This window comes from Marisediminitalea oceani, from assembly GCF_003731635.1.
Lineage (GTDB): Bacteria > Pseudomonadota > Gammaproteobacteria > Enterobacterales > Alteromonadaceae > Alteromonas > Alteromonas oceani.
In genome coordinates, this window is the sequence record NZ_RCUA01000007.1 from 39,103 (window position 1) to 65,491 (window position 26,389).

Consider the following 26,389-nt stretch of genomic DNA (forward strand, 5'->3'; position numbering starts at 1 on the left):
TTGCCAATTCAGTAAAGACTGTTTAACAAACAATTTTCACTCGTTTAAAGGCTTCGAGGAGTGAATTACCGGCCTTATTACTACCAAAGTACTGCCCGATTGATGCCTAAGTAGCAGGTGGCGGTGGTGGCCGCCACAGAGTCTGGGGCAGGCTGATTACCCGGCGATAAGTTTGCTGGCGGCAGTCCGGTGGCGCGCTAACAGAGCAGGCAGGTCGAGGCCGTTTATCTGGCCATGACTAACCCGCCACTGGCCCCCTACCATAACGTGCTCGGCTTTTTCTGCGCCACACAGGATCAATGCAGCGAGCGGATCATGGGAGCCACTGAAGCGGATGTCATCCAGGCTGAACATGGCCAGGTCGGCCTGCATGCCCTCGGCAATGGCGCCAATATCTGTGCGCCCCAGCACGCTGGCTGAGCCTTCGGTTGCCCAGCGTAATACCACTTCCGGCGTGATTTTTTCTGCACCGTATTTTAAGCGCTGCAGATACAGCGCCTGACGGGCTTCATACATCATGTTGGATGCGTCATTAGACGCCGAGCCATCAACGCCTAAGCCAATCGGTGCGCCGGCTTCAATAAGATCAAGTGTAGGGCAGATCCCGGAAGCCAGACGCATATTCGACACCGGACAATGACAAATACCGGTACCTGCGGCGCCCAGCCGGGCAATTTCTTCTTCATTAAAGTGAATACCATGCGCCAGCCAGGTGCGGTCGTTTAACCAGCCCACGCTTTCCAGATAGTCCACGGTGCGCATGCCGAAGGTTTGCAAGCAGAAGTCTTCTTCATCCAGCGTTTCGGCCAAATGCGTGTGCAGCCGCACATCTTCGCGTTTAGCCAGTTGAGCGCTTTCCTGCATAATTTCGCGGGTAACCGAGAACGGCGAACAGGGGGCCAGAGCAATCTGAATTTGCGCGCCTGCTTCACGTTCGTGGTACTGGCTAATAAGGCGCTCGCTGTCGCGAATGATGGCTTCGCCGGTTTGTACGGTGTGCTGCGGAGGTAAGCCGCCGTCTTTTTCACCAAGACTCATTGAGCCACGGGTTAGCATGGCGCGCATGCCCAGCTGCCTGACTACATCAACCTGAACATCGATGGCGTTATCCAGTCCCTGGGGGAACAAGTAATGGTGATCGGCGGCGGTGGTACAGCCGGATAACAGCAATTCTGCCATCGCGACCTGGGTGGCCAGGTGCAAGGCATCCGGCGTGAGTCGCGCCCATACCGGATATAATGTTTTTAGCCACGGGAACAAAGGCTCATTCACTACCGGTGCCCAGGCACGGGTGAGGGTCTGGTAAAAATGATGATGGGTGTTAATCAGTCCTGGCAAAATCACCAGGCCGGACGCATCGAAAACCTCATCGCAGGGCGATTCAGGGGCGTCGTGATTAAATAGCAGGGTTTCGATTTTACCCTTATTGATTACCAGACCTGTGACCGGTTGCGACTGGTCAGGGGCAAAAACAAATAACGGCGATTTTATCCAGATACGCTGTTCTGCAGACATAGCAATGGCTCCAATAATAAAGTTAATGGTAATGCCAGCTCAGTTATGTCCTGTCTGCTGATCCAGGAGAAGTAGATTCGCTATGTAGTTTACCGAATCATGCGTAAATGAAAACCCCGTGCGCCTACGCAAGGTATCAAACCGGGCTTAGGATGGTTTTTGGCGGTTTGGTTGCTGTACTTATTCTATAAATCAGAATGAATCGTTTAATTAATAGATAGAGCTAAATTCCTTTATACGCGTAAGAATAACCGCAATTCAATTACTCTTTCAGACAACAAAAGGAATCTGTGATGAATAAACGACTTTCAGCCGTTCTACTTAGCGCGCTTTTCAGCGTATCAGCTTTTGCAGCACCAACCAGCTATTCAGTGGATCCGACCCACACTTTTGCAGTAGCCTCGTGGAGCCATTTCGGCTTTTCAACGCCTACCGCAGTATTTGCGGGTGCTGAAGGCACCATTACTTACGATGCCGAAAAGCCTGCTCAAAGTGATATCGCCATTTCTGTAAGCATCGAGACGGTTGATACTTTTGTAGACAAGCTGACAGAGGAATTTCTTGGCGAAGAATGGTTTGATGCAGCGACGTATCCTAAAGCCACTTTTGTAAGCACCAAAGTTGTGCCAAAAGGCGATAACAAATTTGCTGTTACCGGCGATCTGACTATCAAGGGCACTACCAAAACAGTCACTATGGATGCGACTCTGAACGGTATGGGCGAACACCCTATGTCAAAGAAGCAAGCCATTGGCTTTGATGCAGAAACGGTTATCAAGCGTTCTGATTTCGGTATCGACCAGTACGTACCTTACGTAGGCGATGAAATTACCCTGCGCCTGACCACCGAAGCCCAGGCTAAATAGTTTTTCACAGAGTGCTTTCTCTTCACATCCTCAGCACTCTGGGCGGTAGCAAAGGCGTGATCTGCGCTACCGCATTTTGCCGCCAGCCTGGCAGTTCGGCGTAAAATAGCATCAGTTGGTCGGTAACTGACTTTCCTTTGGAACTAATACGAACCATTGTAAGTCTATTAGTGTATATCCCTTAACTCGTGGTACTCAGATGAACTGGTTAAGATTGTTAGTGGTAATGGTAGCAATGGTGGGCTGTCCCGCCGTTAGCACTGTGCTGCATGATGATCACAGCGTCGGAGTTCAGCGTGTTGATTTACACGACCTTGTCGTTGATTCTAATGCCCCCGATAGCATTGAAATCAGTGATGAGAGCGACACCGATTTTGATGGCTACCTGCCACAGTCCGCTTCGACTTCTGAAGTTCATCTGTTCCATTCTGCATTCACTTATCAGAGTCGAAACAAGCACGCCTATCGCTCCCACCACGGTATCAGAGCGCCTCCCTCAGTAAGTTAATTTCACCGATATCTGCGTCGTGCAATGGTGCATTCAGGCGCATAGAAATTAATTTAAAGAGGATAAATCCATGCATAATTTAACTCTGTGCAAAACCGAATCTATTGATACGCTCGCTCATCCGGATATCTATGAGCATGTTGAGTTAGCATCTTCCGCGCTGAGTATTTTTACCGATTTTCATGATCACCAACCGCTGGTGATTGATGGCAACGTAAAAGCCGTAGAGCTGGAAAAACTGATGCGTCAGTCTCACGTTAAAATGAAACTGGTACTCGATCAGCGGCAACAGTTTGTTGGTATTGTTACCCTGGCAGACATCACCGAGCAAAAAATTCTGCAGCGGGTAGTGCAACTGGGAATACCCCGGTCAGAGCTGCTGGTGGTGGATATGATGCAACCTAAATCCCTATTGCAGGCATTCGACTACAACGAGCTTAAACTGTCGAGCGTGTCTGACGTAGTGAACGCCTTGCGCGAGAATGGTGCGATGCATTGCCTCGTGATTGATAAGGTGGCCCATGAAATTCGTGGTGTAATCAGCGTGAGCGACATCGCCCGCATCTTGCGGATCCCACTGGATATTCAATTCCAGCCTTCCTTTGCGGCACTTTCACATATCATTGCCGCCTAATCATTCCTTACCTGTTCGCGACAACCCTGTGTCGCGGCAGGCATGTTTTTGCTAAACTGGAAGGAGGTTCGCTTACGGAGTGACAATATGGATATCAGGTACATTAAACAGCACGGTGATTTTGCCTTAACCATGGTAAATGACATTGTGTTGGTGAATGCCAAGGGTCCATGGAACACCGAGTGTGTGGAAAACTTCGGCCTGACCTATGCCGGCACGGTGTATAAAAGTGGCATGCTACGCTGGGCCGACATTGTTGTGCTTGATGGTGAAAGCCTGTTAGTGCCGGAAGCAGAGCGCGCGCTCACTGAGCGTATCGGCAGAGCAATAGCCGCCGGGCTCGTGCAGGTTTATATTGTTACCGAAAAGTCACGGACGGCGGCCACCTCCGTAAGGCAAATCAAAAAACTCTACGAGCCCTATAATATCCGTGTGGAGTATGTCACTGAACTGGATATGGCGATTGAGCTTGCCGGCCAAGCAGATTTTGCGGCTGATGCACAACAGATCCGGGCGTTTTTTGCCTGACTCAATTACCAACCTCTAACTGCATTATCTAAAACCCGCTAAGCCGGTTAATTCCACTTTCTGAAAAAAACATTGAACAGTTTCGGGGCTTCCTCACGTATAGAAAAGCTGTCGGGGTTTTCCAGATATTCCATGGCAATACCGCGTATGAAACAACTGAGTGCCAGAGTTAGTGTCTTAGGATCCAGGTCAGCCGATAAGGTGCCTCGGGACTGTGCTTTTTCGAAAAATTTTGACAGGACTTCACTCTTTTCCCGACGGGCGTCAATGGTTCGTTCCTGGCATACCTGCAGACTGCCGGTGTAGTCACATTTCAGTAAAAAAAGTGAAAGCACACGGCGTAGATACAGGTCATCTTCCAAACGGGTGACCATCTCAATGCAGTAGCTTTTGAGACTTTCGAGCGGGTCATCGTCGGTATTCTCCAGCCCGTCTACTAAGTCTTGTATAAACGGGCGATGAAGCTCATCGTGAAGGGCCATAAAGATGTCAGTTTTGTTTTTGAAATGCCAGTAAACGGCGCCCCGGGTAACATTTGCTGCTTTAGCAATTTGTTCTAACGTTGCCCGCGCTACGCCTTTTTCGGTAAAGACGTCTACTGCAGCTTCCAGAATGGCATTTCTGGTTTGTTCGGCTTCTTCTTTCGTTCGTCGCATATTCTGACTTTTTGGACTGATTGACAACATACATACATGAATGTATTTTAAACTATAACTTAAAGAGCCTTTTGTCCAGTATTCCTGTCAAGTAGTCCTCAGGAACCATTAAAGTAAAAGTATTTATGATCAAAAAATTGGTAATAGCAGCAATATCGATTATTGCAATATCAGGTTGTTCACAGGAACCTGCTCCTCAAGCCGCTGGTGGTGGCCAGCAGCCGCCTCCTACTGTTTCTGTTCTCGAGGTTGCCCTGCAGCCCGTTGAAAATACCGTTACTTTACCGGGTCGCGTAAGCCCGCTGCGGCAGTCGCAGGTGCGTCCACAGGTAGAAGGTGTTATCACCGAACGCTTGTTTGAAGAAGGCGCGTTTGTGGAAAAAGGCCAGCAGTTGTATCAGATTGATGATTCACGCTACGCCGCTCAGTTAGCCAGCGCTAAGGCCGACGTTAAAAGCGCCGAAGCCAATCGTAAAACGCTGGAAGCCCGGGCAGAACGCTATAAAGGACTGTTGGACAAAAACGCAGTAAGTCAGCAGGAGTATGACGATGCCATTGCCCAGGCCGAGCAGGCCGATGCGCAAATCAGCGTGGCGAAAGCGGCGGTAGAACTTGCTCAGGTGGACCTTGATTTCACTAAGGTGTATGCACCGATCAGCGGCCAGATTAGCCGTTCATACATGACAGTGGGTGCATTGGTGACCTCTAACCAGACGCAGCAACTGGCAACTATTACCCAGTTAGACCCCATTTATGTGGATATGCAGCAATCCGGTAAAGGTGTTCTAAAACTGCGTCGCGCCATGCAGGAAAGTGGCACGTTGCCAGTGACTTTAGTGCTAGATGACATGACCGGCGAAAGTTATGAGCACACCGGCGAACTGAAATTTTCAGAAGTGACTGTTGATGAAACCACCGGTGCAGTTGCTCTGCGTGCCGAGTTCCCTAACCCTGACTCACTGTTAATGCCAGGTATGTTTACGAAAGCCCGGGTGAATATCTCCAATACCCAGGAGATACTGGTGCCTCAGCGTGCCGCTACGCGCCAGCCTGACACCTCGCTTTCAGTGATGGTTGTTAATGCTGAGAATAAAGTTGAAGCGCGCACCATTACCATTGCCGGTAGTTACGGCGATCAGTACATCGTAACCAGTGGTGTCGCAGCTGGCGATAAAGTGATTGTTGCCGGTTACCAGAAGGTAAAACCGGGTGCTCAGGTCAATACCAAGCCATGGCAGCCTCAGGGCTAACGCGCGTTAACTAATTCAGGAAATCATCTTATATGGCACGTTTTTTTATAGACCGCCCGGTGTTTGCCTGGGTACTTGCTATCATCGTTATGATGGCGGGTATTCTGTCAATTAGCGGGCTTCCCATTGAGCAGTACCCCAAGGTTGCGCCGCCGTCGGTGACGATCAGCGCCGCTTATCCCGGGGCTTCGGCCGAAACCATCGAAAATACGGTAACCCAGGTCATCGAACAGAGTCTGACCGGTATCGACAACTTACGCTATTTCATTTCCAGTAGTGAAAATGCGCGGATGTCGATTACCCTGACCTTCGAGCCGGGTACCGACCCTGATATCGCGCAGGTGCAAACGCAGAATAAGTTACAGTCGTCCATGTCGTTGCTGCCAACCCAGGTGCAACAACAGGGCGTAACCGTAAACAAGTCCAATGATGCCTTCGCAGTGGTCGTTGGCTTTTATTCCAAAGACGGCAGCCTCTCGCAGTTTGATCTGAGTGATATGCTGGTGTCGCAGTTTCAGGATCAGATTGCCCGGGTCAACGGCGTGGGTAACTTGCGGGTGTTCGGTGCGCAGCGCTCCATGCGAATCTGGCTGGACCCGGATAAACTGTACAGTTATAACCTCACGCCGGTGGATGTGCGGGCCGCAGTACAAACGCAAAACACCGATATTTCGGCTGGTCAGCTAGGCGGTATGCCAGCGGTTGAGGGCCAGCAAATCAACGCTACCATTACCGCTCAGTCGTTGTTAAAAACCGCTGAAGACTTCAAGAATATTGTACTGAGAGTGAATACCGACGGCTCTCAGGTGCGTTTAGGCGACGTTGCCAAAGTGGAGTTGGGCTCTGAGAGCTACAGCTTTATTGCCCGTTATAAGCGCCGACCAGCAGCGGGTATGGCGGTCAGTCTGGCAAGTGGTGCCAATGCGTTAGAGACTATCGAAGCGGTTAAAAAGCGGGTGGAAGAACTGGCGGTTAACCTGCCCGACAGTGTAGAAATTGTGTATCCGGTAGACTCTTCGCCGTTTATTAAATTGTCGATTACCTCGGTGGTTAAAACCCTGGTAGAAGCGGTGGTACTGGTATTCTTTGTAATGCTGTTATTCCTGCAAAACTGGCGCGCCACGCTGGTACCTACTATTGCTGTGCCAGTAGTTTTACTGGGCACCTTTGCCGTGCTGTATGCTTTTGGTTTCAGTATTAACGTACTGACCATGTTTGCCATGGTACTGGCCATTGGCCTGCTGGTTGATGACGCCATTGTGGTAGTGGAGAACGTTGAGCGGTTAATGGAAGAAGAAGGTCTCGACGCCAAGGAAGCGACTAAAAAGTCAATGACACAGATATCCAGCGCGCTGGTGGGGATCGCAGTAGTACTGTCTACGGTATTTATACCCATGGCGTTCTTCAGTGGCTCAGCAGGCTCTATTTATCGTCAGTTCTCGATTACCATTGTATCCGCCATGACATTTTCAGTGCTGGTCGCCATTATTTTGTCTCCAACGCTTTGCGTGACGCTACTGCGCAGAGAAGATGTGGAAAACAAAAAAGATAAAGGTTTCTTTGGCTGGTTTAACCGAGTGTTTAATAAAGGCCGTGATACCTACGGAAAAGTTTCTACCGGTATTGCGCATCGCGTAAAACGTTCGTTGTTGGTGTATGGTCTGTTGGTTGTGGGCATGGGCGCTATTTTCACCCAGTTGCCGGGCGCTTTCCTGCCGGATGAGGATCAGGGCAACATTATGGTGCTGGTCAACGCGCCGGCGGGTGCCACGGCTGGTCGTACCCTGGAATCAGTCAAACAGGTAGAGGATTTTTTCCTTGATCAAAAAGGTGAAGCGGTAAAAGACATCTTTACCATTGTTGGCTTTAGCTTTGCCGGGGCGGCACAAAACTCCGGTATGGGCTTTGTGCATTTGGTTGACTGGGAAAAACGTGACGAATCACAGAGTGCCTTCTCGATTATCGGCCAGGCCTTTGGGGCCTTATCGCAAATTCAGGATGCCAGTGTATTTCCTATTTTACCGCCGCCTATTCGTGAGCTGGGTAACGCAACTGGTTTTGACTTCCAGTTAGTTGACCGTGCCGGTAATGGTCACGAGGCATTAATGAATGCGCGTAATCAATTCCTTGGCATGGCCGCACAGAATCCGAAGCTGGTGGGTGTGCGTCCTAATGGTCTGAGCGATGTGCCGGAATTTAAGGTCAATATCGACAATGAGAAAGCGTCTGCGTTAGGGCTGTCACTGAGTGATATCAACAATACACTGAGCATTGCCTGGGGTTCTGCATACGTAAACGACTTTATCGACAGAGGCCGGATTAAGCGGGTTTACATGCAGGCTGATGCACCGTACCGGATGGATCCGGAAGATCTGGACAAGTGGTTTGTGCGCAATAACGAAGGCGACATGGTGGCGTTCAGCGCGTTCTCTACCGTTGAATGGAACTACGGTTCACCCAAGCTTGAGCGTTTCAATGGTATTTCTTCCGTAAACATCCAGGGGAGCCCGGCTGAAGGCATTTCTACCGGTGAAGCCATGGCCGAAGCCGAGCGCTTAGTAGGTCAGTTACCGCCGGGCTTTGGCCTGGAATGGTCCGGCATGTCTTATGAAGAGCAGGCGGCAGGTTCACAAGCACCGATGCTTTATGCGCTGTCTATTATCGTGGTGTTCCTGTGTCTGGCAGCGCTTTATGAAAGTTGGGTTGTACCCTTTGCCGTATTACTGGTGGTGCCTTTAGGTATCTTCGGTTCGGTTGTGGCTGCCTATATCTTTGGCTTGCCGAATGACGTGTATTTACAGGTTGCCTTCCTGACTACCGTGGGGCTCGCTTCCAAGAATGCTATCCTGATTGTGGAATTCGCCAAAGAACTCTACGACAACGGTACACCTATATTTGAAGCGGTTATCACAGCGGCAGAGCAGCGTTTCCGGCCAATCCTGATGACTTCAATGGCATTTATTCTGGGTGTCACGCCGCTGGCAATTGCTACCGGTGCCGGTTCTGAAAGTCAGAACGCTATTGGTATAGCCGTGATGGGCGGGATGTTTGCCGCAACCTTCCTGGCTATTTTCTTCGTGCCCATGTTCTACGTGATGGTGGTTAAGTGGTTTGGCGCTAAACGTCATTCACACGAGGAAGACAGCAAAGAAAGCTAAACTTACAGCTTGCTACTATAGAAACCCCGCTCCGAGCGGGGTTTCTTTACTTCTGGCGCCAGGTAGCATCAGCATGAAATTCAGCCCGCAAAGTCCAACCAGATCAAATAACCGCGGTTTGATTCTACCAACTACAGGCAACTGTGGCATTATGAAGTGAGTTGAGATTGGGAGTTGGAACTATGACCGTTGCTCTGCCGCCGCGACCGGACTGGTCGCATCTGATCAAGTCAGGTAGCCGGGTATTTGTTGGTGGGAATGCCGGAGTGCCCTATGCACTCATTGATGATTTAATTAAGCACAGTAAAGGGTTCAGTGATATTGAACTGGTGCACATGCTGGCCCTTGGCGATACGCGCTGGGCAAAAGAAGAATACCGGCAGCTGTTTAAGGTAAATACTTTTTTTATTCAGGGCGATGAAATTCGCCGCGCAGTGGATGAAGGCCGGGCCGATTATACGCCGGTGTTTTTATCGGAAATGTCGAGCCTGTTCAGCGACGGTACCTTACCGCTGGATGCTGCGCTGGTGACAGTAAGTCCGCCGGATGAGTTTGGCTATTGTTCGCTAGGCGTGTCGGTAGACATCTCCATGTCGGCAGTACGTAACGCCACCATTGCCATTGCCCAGATAAATCCGCAAATGCCGCGTACTGCTGGCCACTCTTTTATTCACATCAGCGAATTTACCGCCTGTATCGAAGCCGATGAACCCTTGCAAGCCATTGAGGCACCCGCTATCGACAGCGTGACTGAGCGGATTGGCCAGTACGTAGCTATGCTGGTAGAAGACGGCGCCACCCTGCAGTTTGGGGTGGGGAAGATCCCCAGCGCCACATTAAAGTACCTGCAGCGCCATAAGGATTTGGGGATTCACAGTGAAATGCTGTCAGACAGCATTATGGATATCATTGCATCAGGCGCTATTACCAACCGCAAGAAAACCTTTCACCCCGGCAAAATCGTGACCAGTTTTTGTATGGGCAGTGAGCGCCTGTATAAGTTTGTCCACAATAATCCGCACATCGAATTTTATCCCAGCAGCTATGTGAACAAACCCACCAATATTGCTAAAAACGACAATATGATTTCCATTAACAGTGCGCTGGAGGTGGATTTAACCGGGCAGGTGGTGGCCGACTCGCTGGGCTATGACTTTTACAGTGGCATTGGTGGCCAGGTGGATTTTGTGTCGGGCGCGTCGATGAGTAAAGGCGGCAAACCCATTATTGCAATGCCCTCCACGGCGCAGAATGAAACCGTTTCGCGTATCGTTCCATGCATTGCCGAAGGCGCAGGGGTAACCACATCACGAGGCAATGTGCATTACATTGTTACCGAATATGGTATTGCCTCGCTGCGCGGCAAAAGTATTCGTGAGCGGGCGCTGGAGCTGATCCGTGTGGCCCATCCCAAGTTTCGCGCCCATCTGCTCGCTGAGGTGCGCAAACATTACTGGGTACCGCATTTTCAGCAAAAATACCCCACGGATATTCCGGAGCTGGGCGCAATCCAGCTGCAAAAGATGGTTATTCAGGGCGAGACCTTTTACCTGCGGCCGCTAAATCCGGCCGATGAACGGCGCTTGCAGGAGTTTTTCTATTCGCATACCAAAGAAACCCTGCGCTTACGCTATAACTACGACCCCAAACAAATGTCGCGGGAGAAGTCCTGTAACCTGGTCAGCGTCGATCAGAACTCCGACGCGGCCTTGTGTATTGTGCGTCAGGAAGGCTCGCGGATCACCATCCATGCGGTGGGGCGTTTTTATTATAACGAGCACGATAACTCCTGTGAGGCGGCCTTTGTTACCCGCGAAACGCAGCAGGGTAAAGGGATGGGCAGCCGTTTGCTGATCAAGCTTATCGATATTGCCCGTAAACGAAAAATCAACAAGATGCTGGCGTTTTGCCGGGCCGATAATAAACCCATGATTGCCATTTTCGAACATCACGGATTCAAGCGCCTGTTTAGTGGCGACCCCAGTGAGGTGGAGTTGGAATTGCCGCTGCAGGAGCCCGAAGCAGCGGAAGGGGCGGAGCAGGAGACAGAAAATGACCATTAAAATTTATCGCGGTAGAGATTGCGTGCATCACGATGTGTCTTCTGAGCACCCGGAAAACCCCGACCGCCTGTACGCCATCGACGACCAGCTGTTGTCTTCCGGCCTCGAAATGATTTGCCAGCACGGTGATGCTAAGCAGGTGAAACGGGAAAATTTAGCGCTGGCTCACGACCCTTACTACGTTGATAGTATCTTCCAGCGCTCGCCGCGCACCGGCGTAATCTGGTTGGAGCAGGATACCGGCATGACACCGATTACCTTAAGTGCCGCTTTATATGCCGCTGGTGCCGGCTGCGATGCAGTAGACTGGGTTATGGAAGAGGAAGATCGTCAGGCATTTTGTGCCGTGCGACCGCCGGGTCATCACGCAGAATACGACAATGCTATGGGCTTTTGCCTGTTTAACAATATTGCTGTGGCGGCTCGCTATGCCCTTAAGCATTACGAACTGTCGCGCGTGGCCATTATCGATTTTGATGTGCACCACGGTAACGGCACTGAAAATATCATTGCCGGGGACAGACAAATTTTAATGTGTTCCTCGTTTCAGCACCCGTTTTACCCGCACTCTGGTCATCCGGTATCGGCCAGCAATATACTCAGTGCGCCACTGAAAGCTGGCGCAACCGGTGAAGAGTTCCGTGAAAAAGTAAATTACTGGTTTGATGCGTTGCGTAATTTTATGCCGGAGCTCATTTTAATCAGCGCCGGATTTGACGCCCACGCTGAGGATGCCATGGGGCAGTTGCGCCTGCGCGAAGATGACTACCACTGGGTGAGCAAGCAACTTCGTAATGTAGCCGATGACGTATGCCACGGACGAATAGTGAGTATGCTGGAAGGTGGTTACAACCAGAGTGCTTTAGGGCGCAGTGTGGTGGCGCATATCAAAGGGTTACACGGTGACGAACAGAGTCACTGATACACGGCTTATACGGCGCAGAAGCAGCCTTTTACATCGCTGTTAATGCTAGCGCCGTAGTATTCGGCTGAGGTGGCGGCTTGTTTAATCTGGCTCACCAGGTTTGTGCCAGTAAAGCAGCCGTAACCCACCGCATAGGGCCCAAGGTAGCGCAGCTGTCCGGCGTTATCGACTACGGCCAGGGCCGGGTAATGATCGACAAATTTTGTCAGTGCAGGGTGTTCGGCTAACGACAGCCGTTGTAGCTGATAACCTTCATTTGCCAATTCACCGGATAGCTCCTGCCGATGTGGTTCGGTGAGTTTATCGCAATAACAATTGCCGCTGGAAACCATATGCACCAGCGTACCCGGCGTTACGCCAGCCTGGCCTAATGCTTCAGCAAAGTCGTTATCAAATTGCGGGTTACTGGCCGCCTGGGCCAGTAACATGGATGGATCGAAGGGTTTTATCTGATTAATGCTGGCAAAGCCGAGCAGGCTCAGAATGCCGAGCGCCCATACCACAACGAGCAGAACGATAGTGCGTTGGCTCATTACACCACAAAGCGTTTAACGGTTTGCAGCATACGCTGACACATCTCGGCCAGCTGCACTGACTTGGCTTCGAGTGCCTCGGCAGTCCTCGCCTCCAGGTTTGCCAGTTCATGAATAGTTGCCGTACTCTGGGCAATTGAGCTTGAAGCCGATTCCTGCTCAACCGCCGAAGTGGCGACTTCCATCATGTTGTCGCTGGCGGCCTGGATTTTTTCTTCAATGCTGTTCATAAAGCTGGCGGCATTGTCAGAGGTGTTAACCGCTTCATCAACCAATTCAATACATTGATTCATCTGTGTAACCGATGAGGCAGTACTCGATACCAATTGCTCGGTAATGGTGGTGATTTCATCGGCGCTTTCTTTGGACCGTATAGCGAGCGTGCGCACTTCATCGGCAACAACCGCAAAACCGCGGCCATGCTCGCCGGCACGGGCCGACTCAATCGCTGCATTCAGGGCCAGCAGGTTGGTTTGTTCTGCCACCGCCGTAATAGAGCGCATAGCATCAGAAATGTTGGCACAACGCTCGTTAAGTTCCTGATTTGTTCTGGCAGCGTTATTCAGCCGGTCGCGCAGCGAATTGATAGTGGCGGTAGCGCTTTCCACCGCAGCACGGGATTCACCGGTAGTGTGGCGTGCATCTTTGGTAATGTCGTTGGCTGCGGTAGTGCGTTCCGAGGAGTCTTGCAGCGTGACTGCAATTTCCTCTGAAGCAACCGAGATGGCGCCAATTTCCGTGCTGCTTTGCTGCACGTGTTCGTTTAATTCTTTGGTGGATGACTGCATAAACTCACTGGCGCTGGCCACATCATTAGCCAGCGACGAAGCATCATGTACCAACTGTCGGAGTGAGGCGAGCAGTTCGTCGAAGCGCTTTAGCATAGGGATGGACTTATCGACCTCCACGCGCAAGTTAAGCTGTTGTCCATCGGCCAGAATTTTGTTGATTACCGCGTCCAGCTCTGCGCCACCAACGCCCTCATCATGGCTGCGTTTGGTCATATACATCAGGATGCCGCCTTCTACTAATGCAAATAATGCATGCAGCACCAATATCACAAAGGTGACGTGGCCTTCCTCAAACACATACACTGCAACTTCATTTACCTGGAGTAGGAAAAAACCAATGTGATGAACCGCGACAACAGCAACTGCTGAAGCGATAACCTTCCAGTTACGAAATACCGCTAAAACAGCCAGTAACGCGAAAATTTCAAAGTGTACTTCGGTTAGCCCAAACGCCTGGTGAATGTGTAGCGCTGTCATTAGCTGGGTGCCTATCCCCATTGCATGCGCGCTAATTTCGGCTTCAGGCTGGTTAAAGCTCAAGAACAATGGCAGCGCGATGATGGGGATACCTAACCAGAAGGCTATAAATAGTTCCCCGGTGACCAAACCGATAATGATGGCTGCTACCAATTGGGCGACTAAAACACCACGAAATATTTTATGCCCTTCGGACACCCATGAATACATAGCAAAAACTCCGGAATTTTTTGATAAGTGTAGGCGAGGAACAGGATCATGCCAGTAAACCAGATCAATCTTTAGTGTTATAGATGATCTGGTCGGAGTAGAAATTTCCTTTATCTTACAGCCACTTTTTCCAGAGCATGGCGATTAGCATTAACACCGCCAGCACGCCCATAGAAGACATCAGCAGGGTAAACGCATTTGGCGTTTCGGTGCCTGGTAAACCGGCCACGTTCATACCAAATACTCCGGTCAGGAAGGATAAAGGTAAAAAGATTGCAGTTATCATAGATAGTACGTACATGCGGATGTTCTGCTTATCGGCAATCTGGTTGCGTAGTTCATCCTGCAACACAATGGCGCGCTCACGGGCAAGATCCAGGTCCTCAATCGAACGGGTCATACGGTCTGACTGGTCGCGAAGATCAAACGCCATGGTGTCGGGAATTAAACCCGGCACACGCACCAGGGTTTCCAGCGCGTCGCGCTGTGGCGCGAGGTGGCGACGAATGCTGGCAGTCTGCCTGCGTAACATGGCCAGCTGATTACGATCGTGTTTGTTGAGTGATTCCTGGGCTTCGTAATCGCCGAGAGATTCATCGATGTCTTCCACTTTATCGTGAATGCGATCGGCAATGCGGGTTAACAAAGCTATCAGTAGTTCAGTGGTAGTTGCGGGCACGTCGCCCTGCTCAAGGCTGGTGCGGGTATCCTGCACACTCATTAATTTGCGGTCCTGGCGACGTAAGGTGACAATCAGGGAGCCAGAAATCCACAGGCGTAGTGATACCATGTCTTCCGGATCTGCACCCGGATTCACATTAATGCCGCGTAAAAAGACCAGGGCACCACGGTTCACCGGGATCACCCGGGGCCGGGTTTGCTGGGCCATCAGACTGTCTCTGACCTCTTCAGATAAACCCAGTGCTTGTAGCATGGCTTCAGCTTCAGGGGCATCGGATTGCATATGCACCCAACGGTAGCCCTGTTCCGGAAACGGTGAAGTCAGTTGGTTTGCATCAAGCGATTCGGTTTCACCTGATGGATTAATATCATAAGCCCATAAAAAAGCATCGTTTAATTTTGCCATTACGAATTCCTGGAAGGTTTAACCAGTTGCAAAGTGCCATCAAGGTGAACGTCACGCTGCGGAAAGGCTATCACTATGTCATGCTCAGCAAAGAGCTCATCTATGGTGAAACGTACCTGACTGCGGATCACCCGCAGGTCACGTTCTTTGGTAGCATTTACCCAAAAGAAGGTTTCAAACATCAGGGCGTTGTCACCAAAATCATCAAAAATAACTACCGGTTTTGGCTCGGTCAGAATGTCTTCCTGTTGCTGGGTGGCCTGTTCAATCAGGCGCGCAACCAGTTTGCAATCAGAACCATAAGCCACCCCCACCCGCACTGATGTGCGGGTCAGGTTGTCAATAAGGGTCCAGTTTACCACGGTGTTTTCCAGTAACTTACTATTGGGGATCAGCATGTGCACGCCATCGACCCGGCGAATACGGGTAGACCGGGTATTAATGGTTTCAACGCTGCCACGGGCACCATCTACTTCCAGAAAGTCACCGATACGGATTGGTCGCTCCCACATTAAAATCCAGCCGGAGATAAAGTTGTTAATAATGTTCTGAGCACCAAAGCCCACACCAATGGCTACGGCACCGGACAAAAACGCAAAAGCCGTGAGCGGCACGTTCATGACATCCAGCGTGGTCACGATTAAAATCGCGCCGGCGATAATATAGAAAAGCCGCTTGAACAAATGAATGGTGTCGGCGCTGGCACCGGATGCCCGTAACCGGTAAGTCGCAATATGTGCGAGCTTCTTCATCAGCCAGATACCCACCACATAAATCAGTGGTACAGCAATTAAATCACCGCTGGTGAAAGTAATATCAAACAGCGTAAACAGGTCTTGCGACAGAAAGTGTTTTACTTGTTGTAGTGTTTCTTCCACGGGTCTTATCCCTATTTATCGGAGGCGCTCATAATAAGTGTGCTATTGATTAATGCAAATAACTTAGGTGAAAACAAGCCCGCTTTAATTTTGTCCTTACGATGAAAAATATTGATATAAAAAATGACATGCCGCTATCCGGGTTGTTTATCCTGATTCTGGCCCTCTCCGGGGCTGCTGCGTTTGGCCCAGAAACTGGCAAACAGAGCGCCTGAAAGGTTGTGCCAGATACTGAATATTGCGCCGGGCAGGGCGCTCGCCGCCGAGAAGTACTTTAAAGCCAGGGCGACGCTCAATCCGGAGTTCTGCATACCTACTTCTATCGCTACCGTTCTGGCAATTACCGAGTCGTAACCCAGTTTGCGGGACAGCCCGTAGCCACAGCCAAGACCAATAAGGTTATGCAGGATAACAGCACTCACTACCTGCCAGGCCACGGTGTTGAGGTTGTCACTATTAAGCGCAACCACAATGGCGATGATGAGCAGTATGGCAGCCATGGAAAATACCGAGCAGGCTGGCGCTATACCAGCCAGCTTATGTTTAAAAAAGTGGTTTAGCAGCATGCCAGCAGCCACCGGCAGCAAAATGACTTTAACCAGCATACCCAGCATCGACAAGGCAGGTACCTCGATGCTTTGGCCTAAATATAACCAGGTGAGTAAAGGCAGCAGGATTACGGCCACCAGGGTCGATATCATGGTCATACTAACCGATAGCGCTACGTTGCCTTTGGCTAAATAAGCCATCACGTTCGATGCGGTACCGCCGGCGGTAGCGCCGACCAGCATCATGCCGGTAATTAACGCCTCTGACAGCCCGAGTAGCAAAGCAATGAGCCAGGCCGCAAAGGGCATAATAATGAACTGAATAGCCACGCCGGCCCCGACTATGCGGCGGTACTGCCATACTTTAGTGAAATCCCGCCACTGCAGTGTGAGCCCCATGGCCAGCATCACCACAACCAGCAAGGGCACAATAAACGCCTTTAAACCAACCAATAAAGCAGGAAAAAGATAAGCAAACACGCTTATCAACAACGCCAGAACCGGAAACAAATAAATGGCCACTGTAACTCTCAATAAAAACAGACTGGTTTAAGTTTAACATTGCTAAGCGGCAATTATTTAATAACAGAGGATCACCTTGCTGTCGCCTAATGAAGTTTCTTCGCCGCCTCTGGATTTGTCTTTTTTCATTACGGGCTGTACCTGCCGTGCATGGCTGAACGCTGTCAAAACAACGGCAGTATTGTTTGATTCGACCCTAATTACCGTGTTGATCTTTGGCAAAGCAGACTGGATAAGTTTAAAGCAAAATGTAACGCGTTTTTTGCATTGGCTGATGTGGTAAAAGTAAGTGAAGAGGAATTGGCGCTTCTTACCGGAGAGTTGAATATACCAGACGGTTGTAGTGCTTTACACCAGCTAGGAGCGGGAGTCATATTTGTCACCATGGGAAGTAAAGGTTGTTACCTTTCAACAAACGTTACCATTTAACCATGAGTGGTACACTTATTATCTGAATTCGAGACATTTAACGCGACTTCGATTTTGGCGCATGAAGCATAAAAACATACCATCACTTGAATATGCAAAATGTTGAGATCAGGGCTTTTCACATATCTCATTGTGTACTTCAGTACCAAAGACCAATTTAATTGCCTATCTTGACGACAACTACTTCATTGACTTTTGAAAACTATCCATTTGACACACGTGCAACTAGCCTTAAATAAAGCTGACACAGTGGGTAGTGCATAGCGTAAATTTTCTTTTACTCGTAATTTCATGCATTTAATCTTCGAGGTTTGATTTAATGCGTCTTGTGACTTGCATGAGTTACGACTAGGCTTTAATTGTGGACTTGGACTTTCACAATTAAAATTAAAAGGAGATTTTATTAAGGTGCTTAAATATATTCATAATTCTGTATTATCGATTAAACGCCATCGAGTACGTTTTAAGTCGTCAGATGTATTCAAATTAGGTACTTATGTATCATTCTTTGTGGTTTCATCTATTATCTTTTCCGGTTCTACTTTAGCAAAAACGTTTTGTAGTACTGAAGTGGTAGAGGAAAAAGGAACCCCGGCTCTCAGTCCTGGGCTGATTGATGCAATGTATGAAGCAATTAGCACTAACACGTTTGACCTTGACGAACCTTATACTTTGATAACTAAGAAACATTTCTGTACGGGGGTAGGTAAGTCTAATATAGGATCCGAAAGTTCTTTTGAAACGTTTAACAATGCTCCGGATCCTGACCCAACACCGAAAGAAGGTGATAAGCAAACAGTCAAACAGACTAGAGCCGATGGAACCAGGGAGTGGACTTATACTTATATAAATGGAGTTTGGGTATTGACTGGATACAAATACACACCTTTGCCTGATGCTGATAGTCTGGAGCCATAATTGACCGGCCGCCAATAAATAGATCCACAAGATAGATGAATTGGGCATAACAAGGCCACATCAGCTGCGCGGCAACGTTAGTCCGTTCCTTGTCTAAAGCTGCCGTAGCAACGGCAGATCAAAACTATAAGTCCTCACGATAACTGGATGATAGTATCGTGCCTGCATACTAAAAATCTGGTAGCCTTAGCAGATAGTAATCAACTGATGTTGTCCCATGAAGTATCTTTGCCGCCTCTGGATTTGCCTGTTTACTTTGCTGGTGGGTATGCCTGCCGCGCATGCTTTCACCATGACCTTTTCGGAAAGCCAGTTAAATACTATGGTGACCGCAGTGTTTCCTCAGCAGCGCACCTTTGACGATGTAGTGTTTACCTTCTCTGACCCCTTTGTTGAGCTTGACCCACTGGAAGATGAAGTGAACGTGAAAGTCACCGTACTGGCAGAGCAAAATGGTCAACGGTTGCAAGCCAAGGCGGAGATTTCCGGGCGCATTGCCTACCACCATCAACTGGCGCAACTGCGCCTTATTGAGCCGCGGTTGGATAAGCTAAAAGTGCTGGATAATCAGGCGGTAGTATCCGATAGCCTGGTTAATGGCATAAAGCGTCTTGAAGGTAAACGAGTGCCGGTGATCCTGCTGTTAGACTTCGACGATTTGGATATGGCGGCGTTTGGTATTCAAAAGCCCAAACGCATCGACATAACCAGTCAGGGTCTTCTCATCGAAATATAATCTGTTATTACCTCGGGAATGATTATGAAAAAGCTCGCGTTTCTGTCGATGGACGATTTGCAGGATTTCTTTGTTTACGACGAGCTGCTGCTGGCGCCTTTTGCCGAGCTGGGGTATGAAGTGGATACGATTTCCTGGCACCAGCCGGAAGTGGATTACAGTAGCTATGAAGCAGTTATTGTGCGCAGCCCCTGGGATTACCAACAGTATGAAACTGAGTTTGTCGCCTGCCTGAAGCGTATTGATCAGCAATCCCGATTGATGAACTCGTTGTCACTGATGATGTGGAATCTAAACAAACAGTATCTTAAAGATCTGGAAGCTGCTGACGTACCTGTGCTGCCCACGCGCTGGCTTTGCGGCTTTGATCAAAGCGCTATTACCGAGGCGTTTAGCGAATTTGCCTGCGATGAACTGGTTATTAAGCCCTGCGTAAGTGCTAATGCCGACGATACCTTTCGCTTAACACCAGCTAAGCTGACGTCTACCGCTGCTGAGCTGGCCACATGTTTTGCCGGGCGCGAGTGTATGGTTCAGCCGTTTGTACGGAGTGTTACCGAACAAGGCGAGGTGTCTTTGTTTTATTTCGCTGGCAAACTGAGTCATGCCATACTCAAGCAGCCGAAAGCAGGGGATTTCAGAGTGCAGGAAGAGCATGGCGGCAGCCTGCAGGCGATTACGCCGGAACCCGCTATGCTGGCAAATGCGCAGGCGGCGCTGAATGCCATGCCTGATGATTACCTGTATGCGCGGGTTGATTTATTATGGTTTGCCGATGAATGGCGCATCATAGAGCTCGAGCTCATTGAGCCCTCACTCTATTTCAACCTGGATGAACAGTCACCCCAGCGGTTTGTTAACGCCTACCTTCGCTATCTTAATGCTCACGCTTAACCCGAGGTTTCTGAGCATTATCCCGCGGTGCCGGGCGACTATGTGATTGCTTAACCGGGCGCTGCTGGCTTGGCTTAGAGTAGGCTTGCTGCGGACGCTGTGAATGCGACGGCGCTTTATTTACCCACTTGCGCTCTTTGTGTACCGTACGCTCCTGAGGTTGTTGACGAACCTGTTGCCGTTCAGCTGGCGCAAATTCCCGCTGTTTATAGCCCGGCTTACCGCCATGAGCCTGTTCTTTAGGCGCTCTCACCACATTTTTGGGCAGGCTGCGATTACCTGGGTTATTCTCATGGCTTTGCAGGCGCTGTTTTAACTGTTTGGCGTCCTGGCTGTATTTCACAGGTTTCTGCCCTTTGGACTCGCGCTGTAATGGTTTACCCTGTTTCCCGCCATCTATCCGATAGCTATTGCCAGCCTGGGTTCGGGTATACAGTTCGCGATGTCTGGCTGCATTATCTAATGATCGGTGTTGCTTAACGATGGCCGGTTTGTGGGTCGCTACCCGTTGCGAATAACGGGCATGGCGGTTGCCCACATTATGCTGCCAGCGATGGTATTCTTTTACAGAATAACGCTTGGTCGGATAGTGTGGTCTCACATAACGACGTGAAGGGGTACTACGAATAATAATGTGCCGTTCAGGCCACCAGATATTACCGAAGTAAAAGCCGGCTGAAATGCTTACCCGCGGGCCCCAGTAAATACGATGACCCAGGGCTATCCGTACGCTGGTGGGCCAGAAAACCGGCTGGCTGTGGTAATGCCAGTGGCCATAGACATGGCGGGTGTCGTAGTAAGGAATATACACCACTTCGGGCTGGCGGGATTCAATCACAATGATCTTATCTTCGGTGGAAACCTGCTGGTAATCGTTGCTTTGCAGGTTGCCACTCTGGCGCGCCTGTAAACGCAGCGCCTGTACTCTGTCGAGCACCCAGTCTTCATTGGTGATCACCGCGTCGCCGAGGTTTTGCAGCCAGCCGAGGTCATCACTCATGTGACGCAGGACATCGGTAAACGGCACCAAAGCCTTTACACTTGGATCCCAGTCGGCGTTTTCCAGCGCCCGCTCCAGTGCGTCACCCTCCAGCGACTGATTATCCTGACGCCAGCGGTCGGCTTCTATCACTTGTAACGGGTAAGTACTGGCGATCAGAATATGGGTTACCAGCGTGTCGGGGTATAACGCGATTGGCGCCAACAGGGTGTCGAGCGTTTCTTCGCTGAGACGCTGCGCATTATATGTTGGTTGATTTTCGGGGGCCGTGGTAGCCAGTGCATGACCGCCGTAGACCAGCGGCAGAAACAGGGCCAGTATTAATCGCTTTTTCATACAAACTCTCCTGTGCCACAGGGCACTTGGTGTGATGTTTGTATCGTTATAGCAAGGGCAAGATTAATTCAGGCTGAACCAAGCTGAACCAATTGTTCAGCTTGCTGGCAAATAAAGCTTAGTCACCCAGAATATGTGGGTCGAAGGCGTGGCCGAGTTTTTCGGTTTTGGTTTTAATGTAGTTTTTGTTGTCTTTGGTGATACCGTGATCAATGGGCTTGCGGGCCACCACGTTAATATCGAGATCTTTCAGCGCCGCGGTTTTACGGGGGTTATTGGTCATCAGCTCAACATTCTTAACATTCAGCTTATCCAGCATGACCTTGCACATCTCGTAGGTGCGCATGTCGGCATCGAAACCCAGATGTTCGTTAGCTTCAACGGTATCCATGCCCTGGTCTTGCAGATGATAGGCACGGATTTTATTGATAAGGCCGATACCACGCCCTTCCTGACGCAAATACAGCAGTACGCCACAGCCGTTTTCGACGATATTTTCCATCGCTCGCTCTAACTGGAAACCGCAGTCACAACGGGTAGAGAACAGCGCATCGCCGGTGAGGCATTCAGAATGGATTCGAATAGGCACCACGTCTTCCGGCTGCCAGGTACCGTATGATAATGCAACGTGCTCTACACCCGAGTTTTCTTCCACAAAACCATGGATAGTGAATTCTCCCTTGCGGGTAGGAAGCTTTGCTGCGCTGACAAATCGGTATTGCTGGGATTTACTGGTCATGAAACTCGAGCCGGGTTGATGTAGAAACTGCCTAATAAGTACCACTACATGAGGGCAGGAACACAGGTTTACAAGCCCTCAGGGGCGGCGATTATACCGCCTATCAGGGCACGGGTCTAATATTCAGGCCGAACTAAATTGGTATACTAAAGATCCGCCTGCTCCAGCGCTTGCTGTAGTTTTAGCTGTACGTTTTGCAGCATGTCTGCCTTGCTGATATGGGCGGTAGAGGCGCCTACCGGCTCCAGCCAAACCGCTTCGCACAGCCATTCCACGTTAAACAGTAGCTCAAAATCATCGGCCACCAGGCGCACCTGTAACCTGTCAGCACCCCAGTCATTCTCGCCCTGGCGGGCATTGAGTAAACGGGCAATATTGTGGCACAGACCCACTGCCTGTTGCTGGGTAGCGGGGATCGGCCCGGTCCAGCGGATAATGCCGGGTTCGCATACCAGCAAGTTGGCAATAGCGGGTGGGGTTAACTGCTGCATGAAAGACTCCCTTGCGAACTGGCAGCGCCGGGTTGGGAATATTCCCGGGTTATCTCGTTATCATCAAATGGCTGACGAATGGCTTCCATCAGCTTGTGCGCCGGCCCGAAGTCACCTTGTTCGGCGGCGTCGATAGCCGATTGTAAATAGTGCGTACGTGGGATAACCAGTGGATTAAGCGGGTAAAGCGCATCATTTGCAACACCCGCAGCAAGGCGGCGCTGGCGGTAATCCTGCCACCAGTTATCAAAGGCGTTACGGTCAACAAACTGATCGCGTAACGGCACTGATTCCTGCTGTGGGTCGGTCATAATGAGTTGCCTGAAGCTTTGGGTATAGTCGCGTTTCTCAGCGTTAAGCAAACTCAGCCAGGTATTCAGGCAGGGCTCGTTCTCTGCATTATCCTCAAGGCCAATGCGGCTGAGCATCTGATGATGGTACTGACTTAAAAAGGTGGGCTCAAATAACGTCAGGCAGGCGCGGATATCATCGGTATTCAGGTGACCAGAAAACGCATAGGCCAGCGCGTTAAGGTTCCACAGCGCGATTCCGGGCTGACGATCAAAGGCATAGCGGCCTTCGTAGTCGGAGTGGTTAAATACTGCATCAGACTGGAAGTGTTCGATGAAGGCGTAAGGCCCGTAATCGAAGGTAATACCGTGGATTGACATATTGTCGGTATTCATTACGCCGTGTACGAAGCCGTATGCCTGCCAAAGCGCCACCATGCGCGCGGTGCGTAATGTAATGGCTGTCAGCAGCGCTTTATGCGGATTGGCGTCTTGTAAACACTCCGGGAAGTGATGAGTGAGGGTGTACTGCATCAGCTTGTCCAGCGTGTCTTGTTGTTTATTGTGGTAATAAAACTCAAAGTGGCCAAAGCGAATATGGCTCGGGGCCATGCGGATCATCATGGCGCCAGGCTCAGGCAACTCCCGCACAATGGATTGTTCACTGGTCATTAAACACAGCGCCCGGGAAGTTGGGATGCGCAGATGATGCAGTGCTTCTGAGGCAATGTATTCCCGCAAGGTTGAGCGTAACACGGCACGCCCGTCGGCATGGCGGGAATAGGGGGTCTGGCCGGCGCCTTTTAAGTGCAGATCAAAGCTAGTGCCCTGGTCATCGCTTACCTCACCCAGTAATAAACCACGCCCATCGCCCAGAAAAGGATTCCACTGGCCAAACTGGTGGCCGCCGTATTTTTGCGCCACGGCGTTAGTCGCCAGCTCACCGCCTTCATCAAATATCGCCGACATCAGTGCGTCGCTATCCGGCAGTTCAAACTGTGCTGCCAGCTCGCGGTTGTACATCGGCATGCTCATTTCGCTCAAAGGCTGCGGCTTTACTGCGCTGACTGTGTCGGCTAATTCGGTAGCGTAGCGATGGTGTAATTGCATTGGACTCTCAATAAACTACAGGAAGAAAAGTGTAACACCTGCCTGAACTATAGTGTAGATGGGGAAGGGCGCAGGATAATGTTGCAGTCATCCGACGCCATAGTTACCAGCCATTAATTCGCGAGTTTAAAGGCTACGTAAGCCGCCCCTTGTTGCCCCTTAGGATTACGGGCGTTATTGGTGCTGATGACGATATACTGAACCCCATCAACCATGTAGGTCGCTGGTGTGGCCGTACCGGCATAGGGCAGTTGTGCCTGCCATAAAATTTTGCCGTCTGAAGTATCAAAGGCGCGAATTGTGCGGTCGTAAATGGTTGCGCCAATAAACAATAAGCCAGAGGCTGTGACTACTGCACCGCCATAGTTTTCAGAACCGGTGTTAGTCAGGCCTGCGGCGGCGAGCTCGGGATATTCACCCAGCGGCTTACGCCACAAATACTGACCGGTTGCTACATCGATTGCGTTCAGAGTGCCCCATGGTGGTTTGACTGCCGGGTAGCCGTCGGGATCCAAAAACTTGTGGTAGCCGGAAAAGTAGTAACGCGCATTTTTGGCGCTGTTAAACGGGGAAACCATTTCTACTTTATCGCCGGTCTTGGCGGGTTCCTCGCTGGATGGAGGCTTTTCATCAGTCAGGAAGCTGGTAAGGTCGGTAAGCTCTTGCTTTGTTAGCCCGGCAAACTGGGGCATTCTCCCCCGGCCGTTTTTGATAACATTTTTGATGTCATGGTCGGCGAGTTTATTGCCAATATCGATGAGCGAAGGAAACGCCGGCGGAGAACCGCTTCTGTCTTCACCATGGCATACTGCACAGTTTTGCGCATATAAATTATGCCCTTTATCAGCATGCTGCGTGGCTTCTACCATCGAGCCTGTCCAGGCAATATCATTGGAATTTATAAATATCACGCCCTGGTCAGGGTCTACTGCCGCGCCGCCCCATTCTGCACCGCCATCGAAGCCCGGGAAGATTACGGTAGGCTGGTCGGTGGTAAATGGTACAAACAGGCCTTCGCTGATCATGTTGTTAAACTCCGCTTTTGCCCAGGCGTTAGCCTCCGGCGTTCTGTCGGTGAGGAGTGCTTCAGTGAGGTGTTGCCTAGCGTAGGGTTCAGGCAGCACAGGCACTGGTTGGGTAGGAGAGGTGACTTCGCCCTCCAATGCAGAAGGTGGGAATGCCTGTTCTTTGATATCAAATAAAGGTTCACCGGTTAAACGGTCGAACACAAATAAAAAGCCCTGCTTGGTAGGCTGGGCCACTACCTGCCGGACCTGACCTTTATGGCGAACCGTTAACAGCGATGGTGGTGAGGGGAGATCGCGGTCCCAGATGTCGTGGTGTACCGTTTGAAAGTGCCATAGTTTTTCGCCGGTACGCGCGTTAAGGGCCAGCAAGGTGTTAGCAAACAGGTTATCACCTAACCTCGAACCACCAAAAAAGTCTGGCACGGCAGAGCCTGTAGGCACAAAAACGATGCCGTTTTCCTCATCCAGGGCCATACCGGCCCAACTGTTAGCTCCACCGGTATTTGCATAAGATGGATCTGACCAGCTGGCAGCGTGAGGCGATGTGTTGTCTGGCATCGTTCTGAACTGCCAGGCCAACTCTCCCGTTGTCAGGTTGTAAGCGCGAATATTGCCAATGGGGGCGGGGGGATTCTCTGATGTGCGGTAACCCACAATATAGAGGTCGTTAAAGATGACGCCAGGGGTTGTCAGAGATACATAATGTTTAGTGTAATCACCGCCGAGATTCTTTCGCAGGTCAATGGCGCCATCGTTACCAAACGAAGAGACCCGTTCACCGGTGTCTTTGTCGATGGCAAACAGGTAGTTCATTACCCCGGCAACCAGATAAGACTTTTCCTTCCCCTCATAAAAGGCCAACCCGCGTGACGGGCCGGTAAATAGTTTACCACTGGGTAACTTGCTGCCTTTTAGTTTAGGGTTGAACTCCCACAGTTTTTTGCCGTTAGTGGCATCGACGGCAAAAACAGTCAATCCGGGCGTGAAGCCAAATAGCTTGTCACCAATAATTAATGGGTTCGTCTGGGGATCGCCCTGACCGGTGATATCCATCTGCCAGGCAATTTCAAGCTGACTCACATTGTGTTTATTAATTTGAGTCAGAGAAGAAAAGTGCTGGCCTTGCTGGTCGCCGTTGTAATAGCGCCAGGGCACAGAGGCTTCCGGCGCGTTGGTTTCACCGCGGGCAATTGTGGGTAACAATGCAGTCATTAACAAACCGAAGATGAATGACGCCTTAGTGACTTCGACCATACCAACTACCCCTGA

General features: G+C 50.3%; 23 protein-coding genes and 1 pseudogene. 12 read left to right on the plus strand and 12 right to left on the minus strand.

Annotation, left to right across the window (positions count from 1 at the left end):
* Window positions 1-156 precede the first annotated feature (156 nt).
* On the minus strand, window positions 157-1,515 hold the full coding sequence (locus tag D9T21_RS01595) for an 8-oxoguanine deaminase (protein ID WP_123323425.1): 1,359 nt from the start codon (window positions 1,513-1,515) through the stop codon (window positions 157-159).
* Window positions 1,516-1,808: 293 nt separating this feature from the next.
* Between D9T21_RS01595 and D9T21_RS01600 the strand changes: the two genes are divergently transcribed.
* The 4 genes from D9T21_RS01600 (at window position 1,809) to D9T21_RS01615 (ending at window position 4,051) form a co-directional block, all read left to right on the plus strand.
* On the plus strand, window positions 1,809-2,381 hold the full coding sequence (locus D9T21_RS01600; protein ID WP_123323426.1) for a YceI family protein: 573 nt from the start codon (window positions 1,809-1,811) through the stop codon (window positions 2,379-2,381).
* A 199-nt stretch (window positions 2,382-2,580) separates the two neighbouring features.
* Window positions 2,581-2,889, plus strand: coding sequence for a hypothetical protein (locus D9T21_RS01605; RefSeq protein ID WP_123323427.1), 309 nt, complete (start codon window positions 2,581-2,583; stop codon window positions 2,887-2,889).
* A 70-nt stretch (window positions 2,890-2,959) separates the two neighbouring features.
* Window positions 2,960-3,523, plus strand: a complete 564-nt coding sequence (locus D9T21_RS01610; protein ID WP_123323428.1) for a CBS domain-containing protein — start codon at window positions 2,960-2,962, stop codon at window positions 3,521-3,523.
* Between the two features lie 87 nt (window positions 3,524-3,610).
* The gene (locus D9T21_RS01615) at window positions 3,611-4,051 is read left to right on the plus strand and encodes a hypothetical protein (protein ID WP_105936971.1); all 441 of its coding nucleotides are present in this window, start codon (window positions 3,611-3,613) and stop codon (window positions 4,049-4,051) included.
* Window positions 4,052-4,098: 47 nt separating this feature from the next.
* On the opposite strand, the gene D9T21_RS01620 is transcribed toward D9T21_RS01615, so the two are convergent.
* On the minus strand, window positions 4,099-4,707 hold the full coding sequence (locus D9T21_RS01620; RefSeq protein WP_123323429.1) for a TetR family transcriptional regulator: 609 nt from the start codon (window positions 4,705-4,707) through the stop codon (window positions 4,099-4,101).
* A gap of 125 nt (window positions 4,708-4,832) precedes the next feature.
* On the opposite strand from D9T21_RS01620, the gene D9T21_RS01625 reads away from it, so the two are divergent.
* The 4 genes from D9T21_RS01625 (at window position 4,833) to D9T21_RS01640 (ending at window position 12,100) form a co-directional block, all read left to right on the plus strand.
* Entirely contained in the window at window positions 4,833-5,957 is a 1,125-nt protein-coding gene (locus D9T21_RS01625) for an efflux RND transporter periplasmic adaptor subunit (protein WP_105936973.1), read from the plus strand.
* 32 nt (window positions 5,958-5,989) lie between these two features.
* Complete coding sequence (locus tag D9T21_RS01630; RefSeq protein ID WP_123323430.1) at window positions 5,990-9,115, plus strand: efflux RND transporter permease subunit; 3,126 nt, start codon at window positions 5,990-5,992, stop codon at window positions 9,113-9,115.
* Between the two features lie 182 nt (window positions 9,116-9,297).
* The gene (locus D9T21_RS01635) at window positions 9,298-11,178 is read left to right on the plus strand and encodes a bifunctional acetyl-CoA hydrolase/transferase family protein/GNAT family N-acetyltransferase (protein ID WP_123323431.1); all 1,881 of its coding nucleotides are present in this window, start codon (window positions 9,298-9,300) and stop codon (window positions 11,176-11,178) included.
* A complete protein-coding gene (locus D9T21_RS01640) occupies window positions 11,168-12,100 on the plus strand; it encodes a histone deacetylase family protein (protein WP_123323432.1) in 933 nt (310 codons plus the stop codon). The genes D9T21_RS01635 and D9T21_RS01640 overlap by 11 nt, the downstream gene beginning before the upstream one ends.
* Window positions 12,101-12,108: 8 nt before the next feature.
* On the opposite strand, the gene D9T21_RS01645 is transcribed toward D9T21_RS01640, so the two are convergent.
* From D9T21_RS01645 to D9T21_RS01665, 5 genes are all read right to left on the minus strand, one after another.
* A complete protein-coding gene (locus D9T21_RS01645) occupies window positions 12,109-12,636 on the minus strand; it encodes a DUF6436 domain-containing protein (RefSeq protein ID WP_123323433.1) in 528 nt (175 codons plus the stop codon).
* The gene (locus D9T21_RS01650) at window positions 12,636-14,114 is read right to left on the minus strand and encodes a methyl-accepting chemotaxis protein (protein WP_123323434.1); all 1,479 of its coding nucleotides are present in this window, start codon (window positions 14,112-14,114) and stop codon (window positions 12,636-12,638) included. Before D9T21_RS01650 ends, D9T21_RS01645 begins: the two co-directional genes overlap by 1 nt.
* Before the next feature lie 115 nt (window positions 14,115-14,229).
* On the minus strand, window positions 14,230-15,201 hold the full coding sequence (locus tag D9T21_RS01655; RefSeq protein WP_123323435.1) for a zinc transporter ZntB: 972 nt from the start codon (window positions 15,199-15,201) through the stop codon (window positions 14,230-14,232).
* Window positions 15,201-16,079, minus strand: coding sequence for a mechanosensitive ion channel family protein (locus tag D9T21_RS01660; protein ID WP_206427211.1), 879 nt, complete (start codon window positions 16,077-16,079; stop codon window positions 15,201-15,203). The genes D9T21_RS01655 and D9T21_RS01660 overlap by 1 nt, the downstream gene beginning before the upstream one ends.
* Before the next feature lie 134 nt (window positions 16,080-16,213).
* Window positions 16,214-17,149 (minus strand): bile acid:sodium symporter family protein, encoded by a 936-nt coding sequence (locus D9T21_RS01665; RefSeq protein ID WP_123323436.1) that lies wholly within the window; start codon window positions 17,147-17,149, stop codon window positions 16,214-16,216.
* A 201-nt stretch (window positions 17,150-17,350) separates the two neighbouring features.
* Between D9T21_RS01665 and D9T21_RS23240 the strand changes: the two are divergent.
* The 4 genes and pseudogenes from D9T21_RS23240 to D9T21_RS01690 form a co-directional block, all read left to right on the plus strand.
* Window positions 17,351-17,578 (plus strand): annotated as a pseudogene (locus tag D9T21_RS23240) (PfkB family carbohydrate kinase); the annotation flags it as partial.
* A 333-nt stretch (window positions 17,579-17,911) separates the two neighbouring features.
* Window positions 17,912-18,496 (plus strand): hypothetical protein, encoded by a 585-nt coding sequence (locus D9T21_RS01680; RefSeq protein ID WP_241155598.1) that lies wholly within the window; start codon window positions 17,912-17,914, stop codon window positions 18,494-18,496.
* A gap of 217 nt (window positions 18,497-18,713) precedes the next feature.
* Window positions 18,714-19,232, plus strand: coding sequence for a hypothetical protein (locus D9T21_RS01685; protein WP_105936983.1), 519 nt, complete (start codon window positions 18,714-18,716; stop codon window positions 19,230-19,232).
* Window positions 19,233-19,256: 24 nt separating this feature from the next.
* Window positions 19,257-20,126, plus strand: coding sequence for an ATP-grasp domain-containing protein (locus tag D9T21_RS01690; RefSeq protein WP_105936984.1), 870 nt, complete (start codon window positions 19,257-19,259; stop codon window positions 20,124-20,126).
* Here the strand turns inward: D9T21_RS01690 and D9T21_RS01695 are convergent.
* The 5 genes from D9T21_RS01695 to D9T21_RS01715 all read right to left on the minus strand — a co-directional run bounded on the left by D9T21_RS01695 (window position 20,110) and on the right by D9T21_RS01715 (window position 26,374).
* Window positions 20,110-21,462, minus strand: a complete 1,353-nt coding sequence (locus D9T21_RS01695) for a DUF3300 domain-containing protein (RefSeq protein WP_105936985.1) — start codon at window positions 21,460-21,462, stop codon at window positions 20,110-20,112. The two genes, D9T21_RS01690 and D9T21_RS01695, sit on opposite strands and share 17 nt — an antisense overlap.
* A gap of 118 nt (window positions 21,463-21,580) precedes the next feature.
* Complete coding sequence (gene ribA / locus D9T21_RS01700) at window positions 21,581-22,201, minus strand: GTP cyclohydrolase II (RefSeq protein ID WP_105936986.1); 621 nt, start codon at window positions 22,199-22,201, stop codon at window positions 21,581-21,583.
* A 146-nt stretch (window positions 22,202-22,347) separates the two neighbouring features.
* The gene (locus D9T21_RS01705; protein ID WP_123323439.1) at window positions 22,348-22,692 is read right to left on the minus strand and encodes a DUF3630 family protein; all 345 of its coding nucleotides are present in this window, start codon (window positions 22,690-22,692) and stop codon (window positions 22,348-22,350) included.
* Window positions 22,680-24,092 (minus strand): protein adenylyltransferase SelO, encoded by a 1,413-nt coding sequence (locus tag D9T21_RS01710; RefSeq protein ID WP_105936988.1) that lies wholly within the window; start codon window positions 24,090-24,092, stop codon window positions 22,680-22,682. The genes D9T21_RS01705 and D9T21_RS01710 overlap by 13 nt, the downstream gene beginning before the upstream one ends.
* 113 nt (window positions 24,093-24,205) lie before the next feature.
* Window positions 24,206-26,374: an outer membrane protein assembly factor BamB family protein gene (locus D9T21_RS01715; protein WP_105936989.1), complete on the minus strand. Its 2,169-nt coding sequence runs from the start codon at window positions 26,372-26,374 to the stop codon at window positions 24,206-24,208.
* Between the last annotated feature and the right edge of the window lie 15 nt (window positions 26,375-26,389).

What these genes read in the sequence shown, in the direction of transcription:
- D9T21_RS01710 (WP_105936988.1), bottom strand. Translation starts at nt 24,092, where the DNA reads ATGCAATTACACCATCGCTACGCTACCGAATTAGCCGACACAGTCAGC.
- D9T21_RS01640 (WP_123323432.1), top strand. Translation starts at nt 11,168, where the DNA reads ATGACCATTAAAATTTATCGCGGTAGAGATTGCGTGCATCACGATGTG.
- D9T21_RS01685 (WP_105936983.1), top strand. Translation starts at nt 18,714, where the DNA reads ATGAAGTATCTTTGCCGCCTCTGGATTTGCCTGTTTACTTTGCTGGTG.
- D9T21_RS01635 (WP_123323431.1), top strand. Translation starts at nt 9,298, where the DNA reads ATGACCGTTGCTCTGCCGCCGCGACCGGACTGGTCGCATCTGATCAAG.
- D9T21_RS01705 (WP_123323439.1), bottom strand. Translation starts at nt 22,692, where the DNA reads ATGCAGCAGTTAACCCCACCCGCTATTGCCAACTTGCTGGTATGCGAA.
- D9T21_RS01645 (WP_123323433.1), bottom strand. Translation starts at nt 12,636, where the DNA reads ATGAGCCAACGCACTATCGTTCTGCTCGTTGTGGTATGGGCGCTCGGC.
- ribA (WP_105936986.1), bottom strand. Translation starts at nt 22,201, where the DNA reads ATGACCAGTAAATCCCAGCAATACCGATTTGTCAGCGCAGCAAAGCTT.
- D9T21_RS01690 (WP_105936984.1), top strand. Translation starts at nt 19,257, where the DNA reads ATGAAAAAGCTCGCGTTTCTGTCGATGGACGATTTGCAGGATTTCTTT.
- D9T21_RS01600 (WP_123323426.1), top strand. Translation starts at nt 1,809, where the DNA reads ATGAATAAACGACTTTCAGCCGTTCTACTTAGCGCGCTTTTCAGCGTA.
- D9T21_RS01625 (WP_105936973.1), top strand. Translation starts at nt 4,833, where the DNA reads ATGATCAAAAAATTGGTAATAGCAGCAATATCGATTATTGCAATATCA.
- D9T21_RS01595 (WP_123323425.1), bottom strand. Translation starts at nt 1,515, where the DNA reads ATGTCTGCAGAACAGCGTATCTGGATAAAATCGCCGTTATTTGTTTTT.
- D9T21_RS01610 (WP_123323428.1), top strand. Translation starts at nt 2,960, where the DNA reads ATGCATAATTTAACTCTGTGCAAAACCGAATCTATTGATACGCTCGCT.
- D9T21_RS01715 (WP_105936989.1), bottom strand. Translation starts at nt 26,374, where the DNA reads ATGGTCGAAGTCACTAAGGCGTCATTCATCTTCGGTTTGTTAATGACT.
- D9T21_RS01630 (WP_123323430.1), top strand. Translation starts at nt 5,990, where the DNA reads ATGGCACGTTTTTTTATAGACCGCCCGGTGTTTGCCTGGGTACTTGCT.
- D9T21_RS01615 (WP_105936971.1), top strand. Translation starts at nt 3,611, where the DNA reads ATGGATATCAGGTACATTAAACAGCACGGTGATTTTGCCTTAACCATG.
- D9T21_RS01695 (WP_105936985.1), bottom strand. Translation starts at nt 21,462, where the DNA reads ATGAAAAAGCGATTAATACTGGCCCTGTTTCTGCCGCTGGTCTACGGC.
- D9T21_RS01655 (WP_123323435.1), bottom strand. Translation starts at nt 15,201, where the DNA reads ATGGCAAAATTAAACGATGCTTTTTTATGGGCTTATGATATTAATCCA.
- D9T21_RS01650 (WP_123323434.1), bottom strand. Translation starts at nt 14,114, where the DNA reads ATGTATTCATGGGTGTCCGAAGGGCATAAAATATTTCGTGGTGTTTTA.
- D9T21_RS01605 (WP_123323427.1), top strand. Translation starts at nt 2,581, where the DNA reads ATGAACTGGTTAAGATTGTTAGTGGTAATGGTAGCAATGGTGGGCTGT.
- D9T21_RS01620 (WP_123323429.1), bottom strand. Translation starts at nt 4,707, where the DNA reads ATGCGACGAACGAAAGAAGAAGCCGAACAAACCAGAAATGCCATTCTG.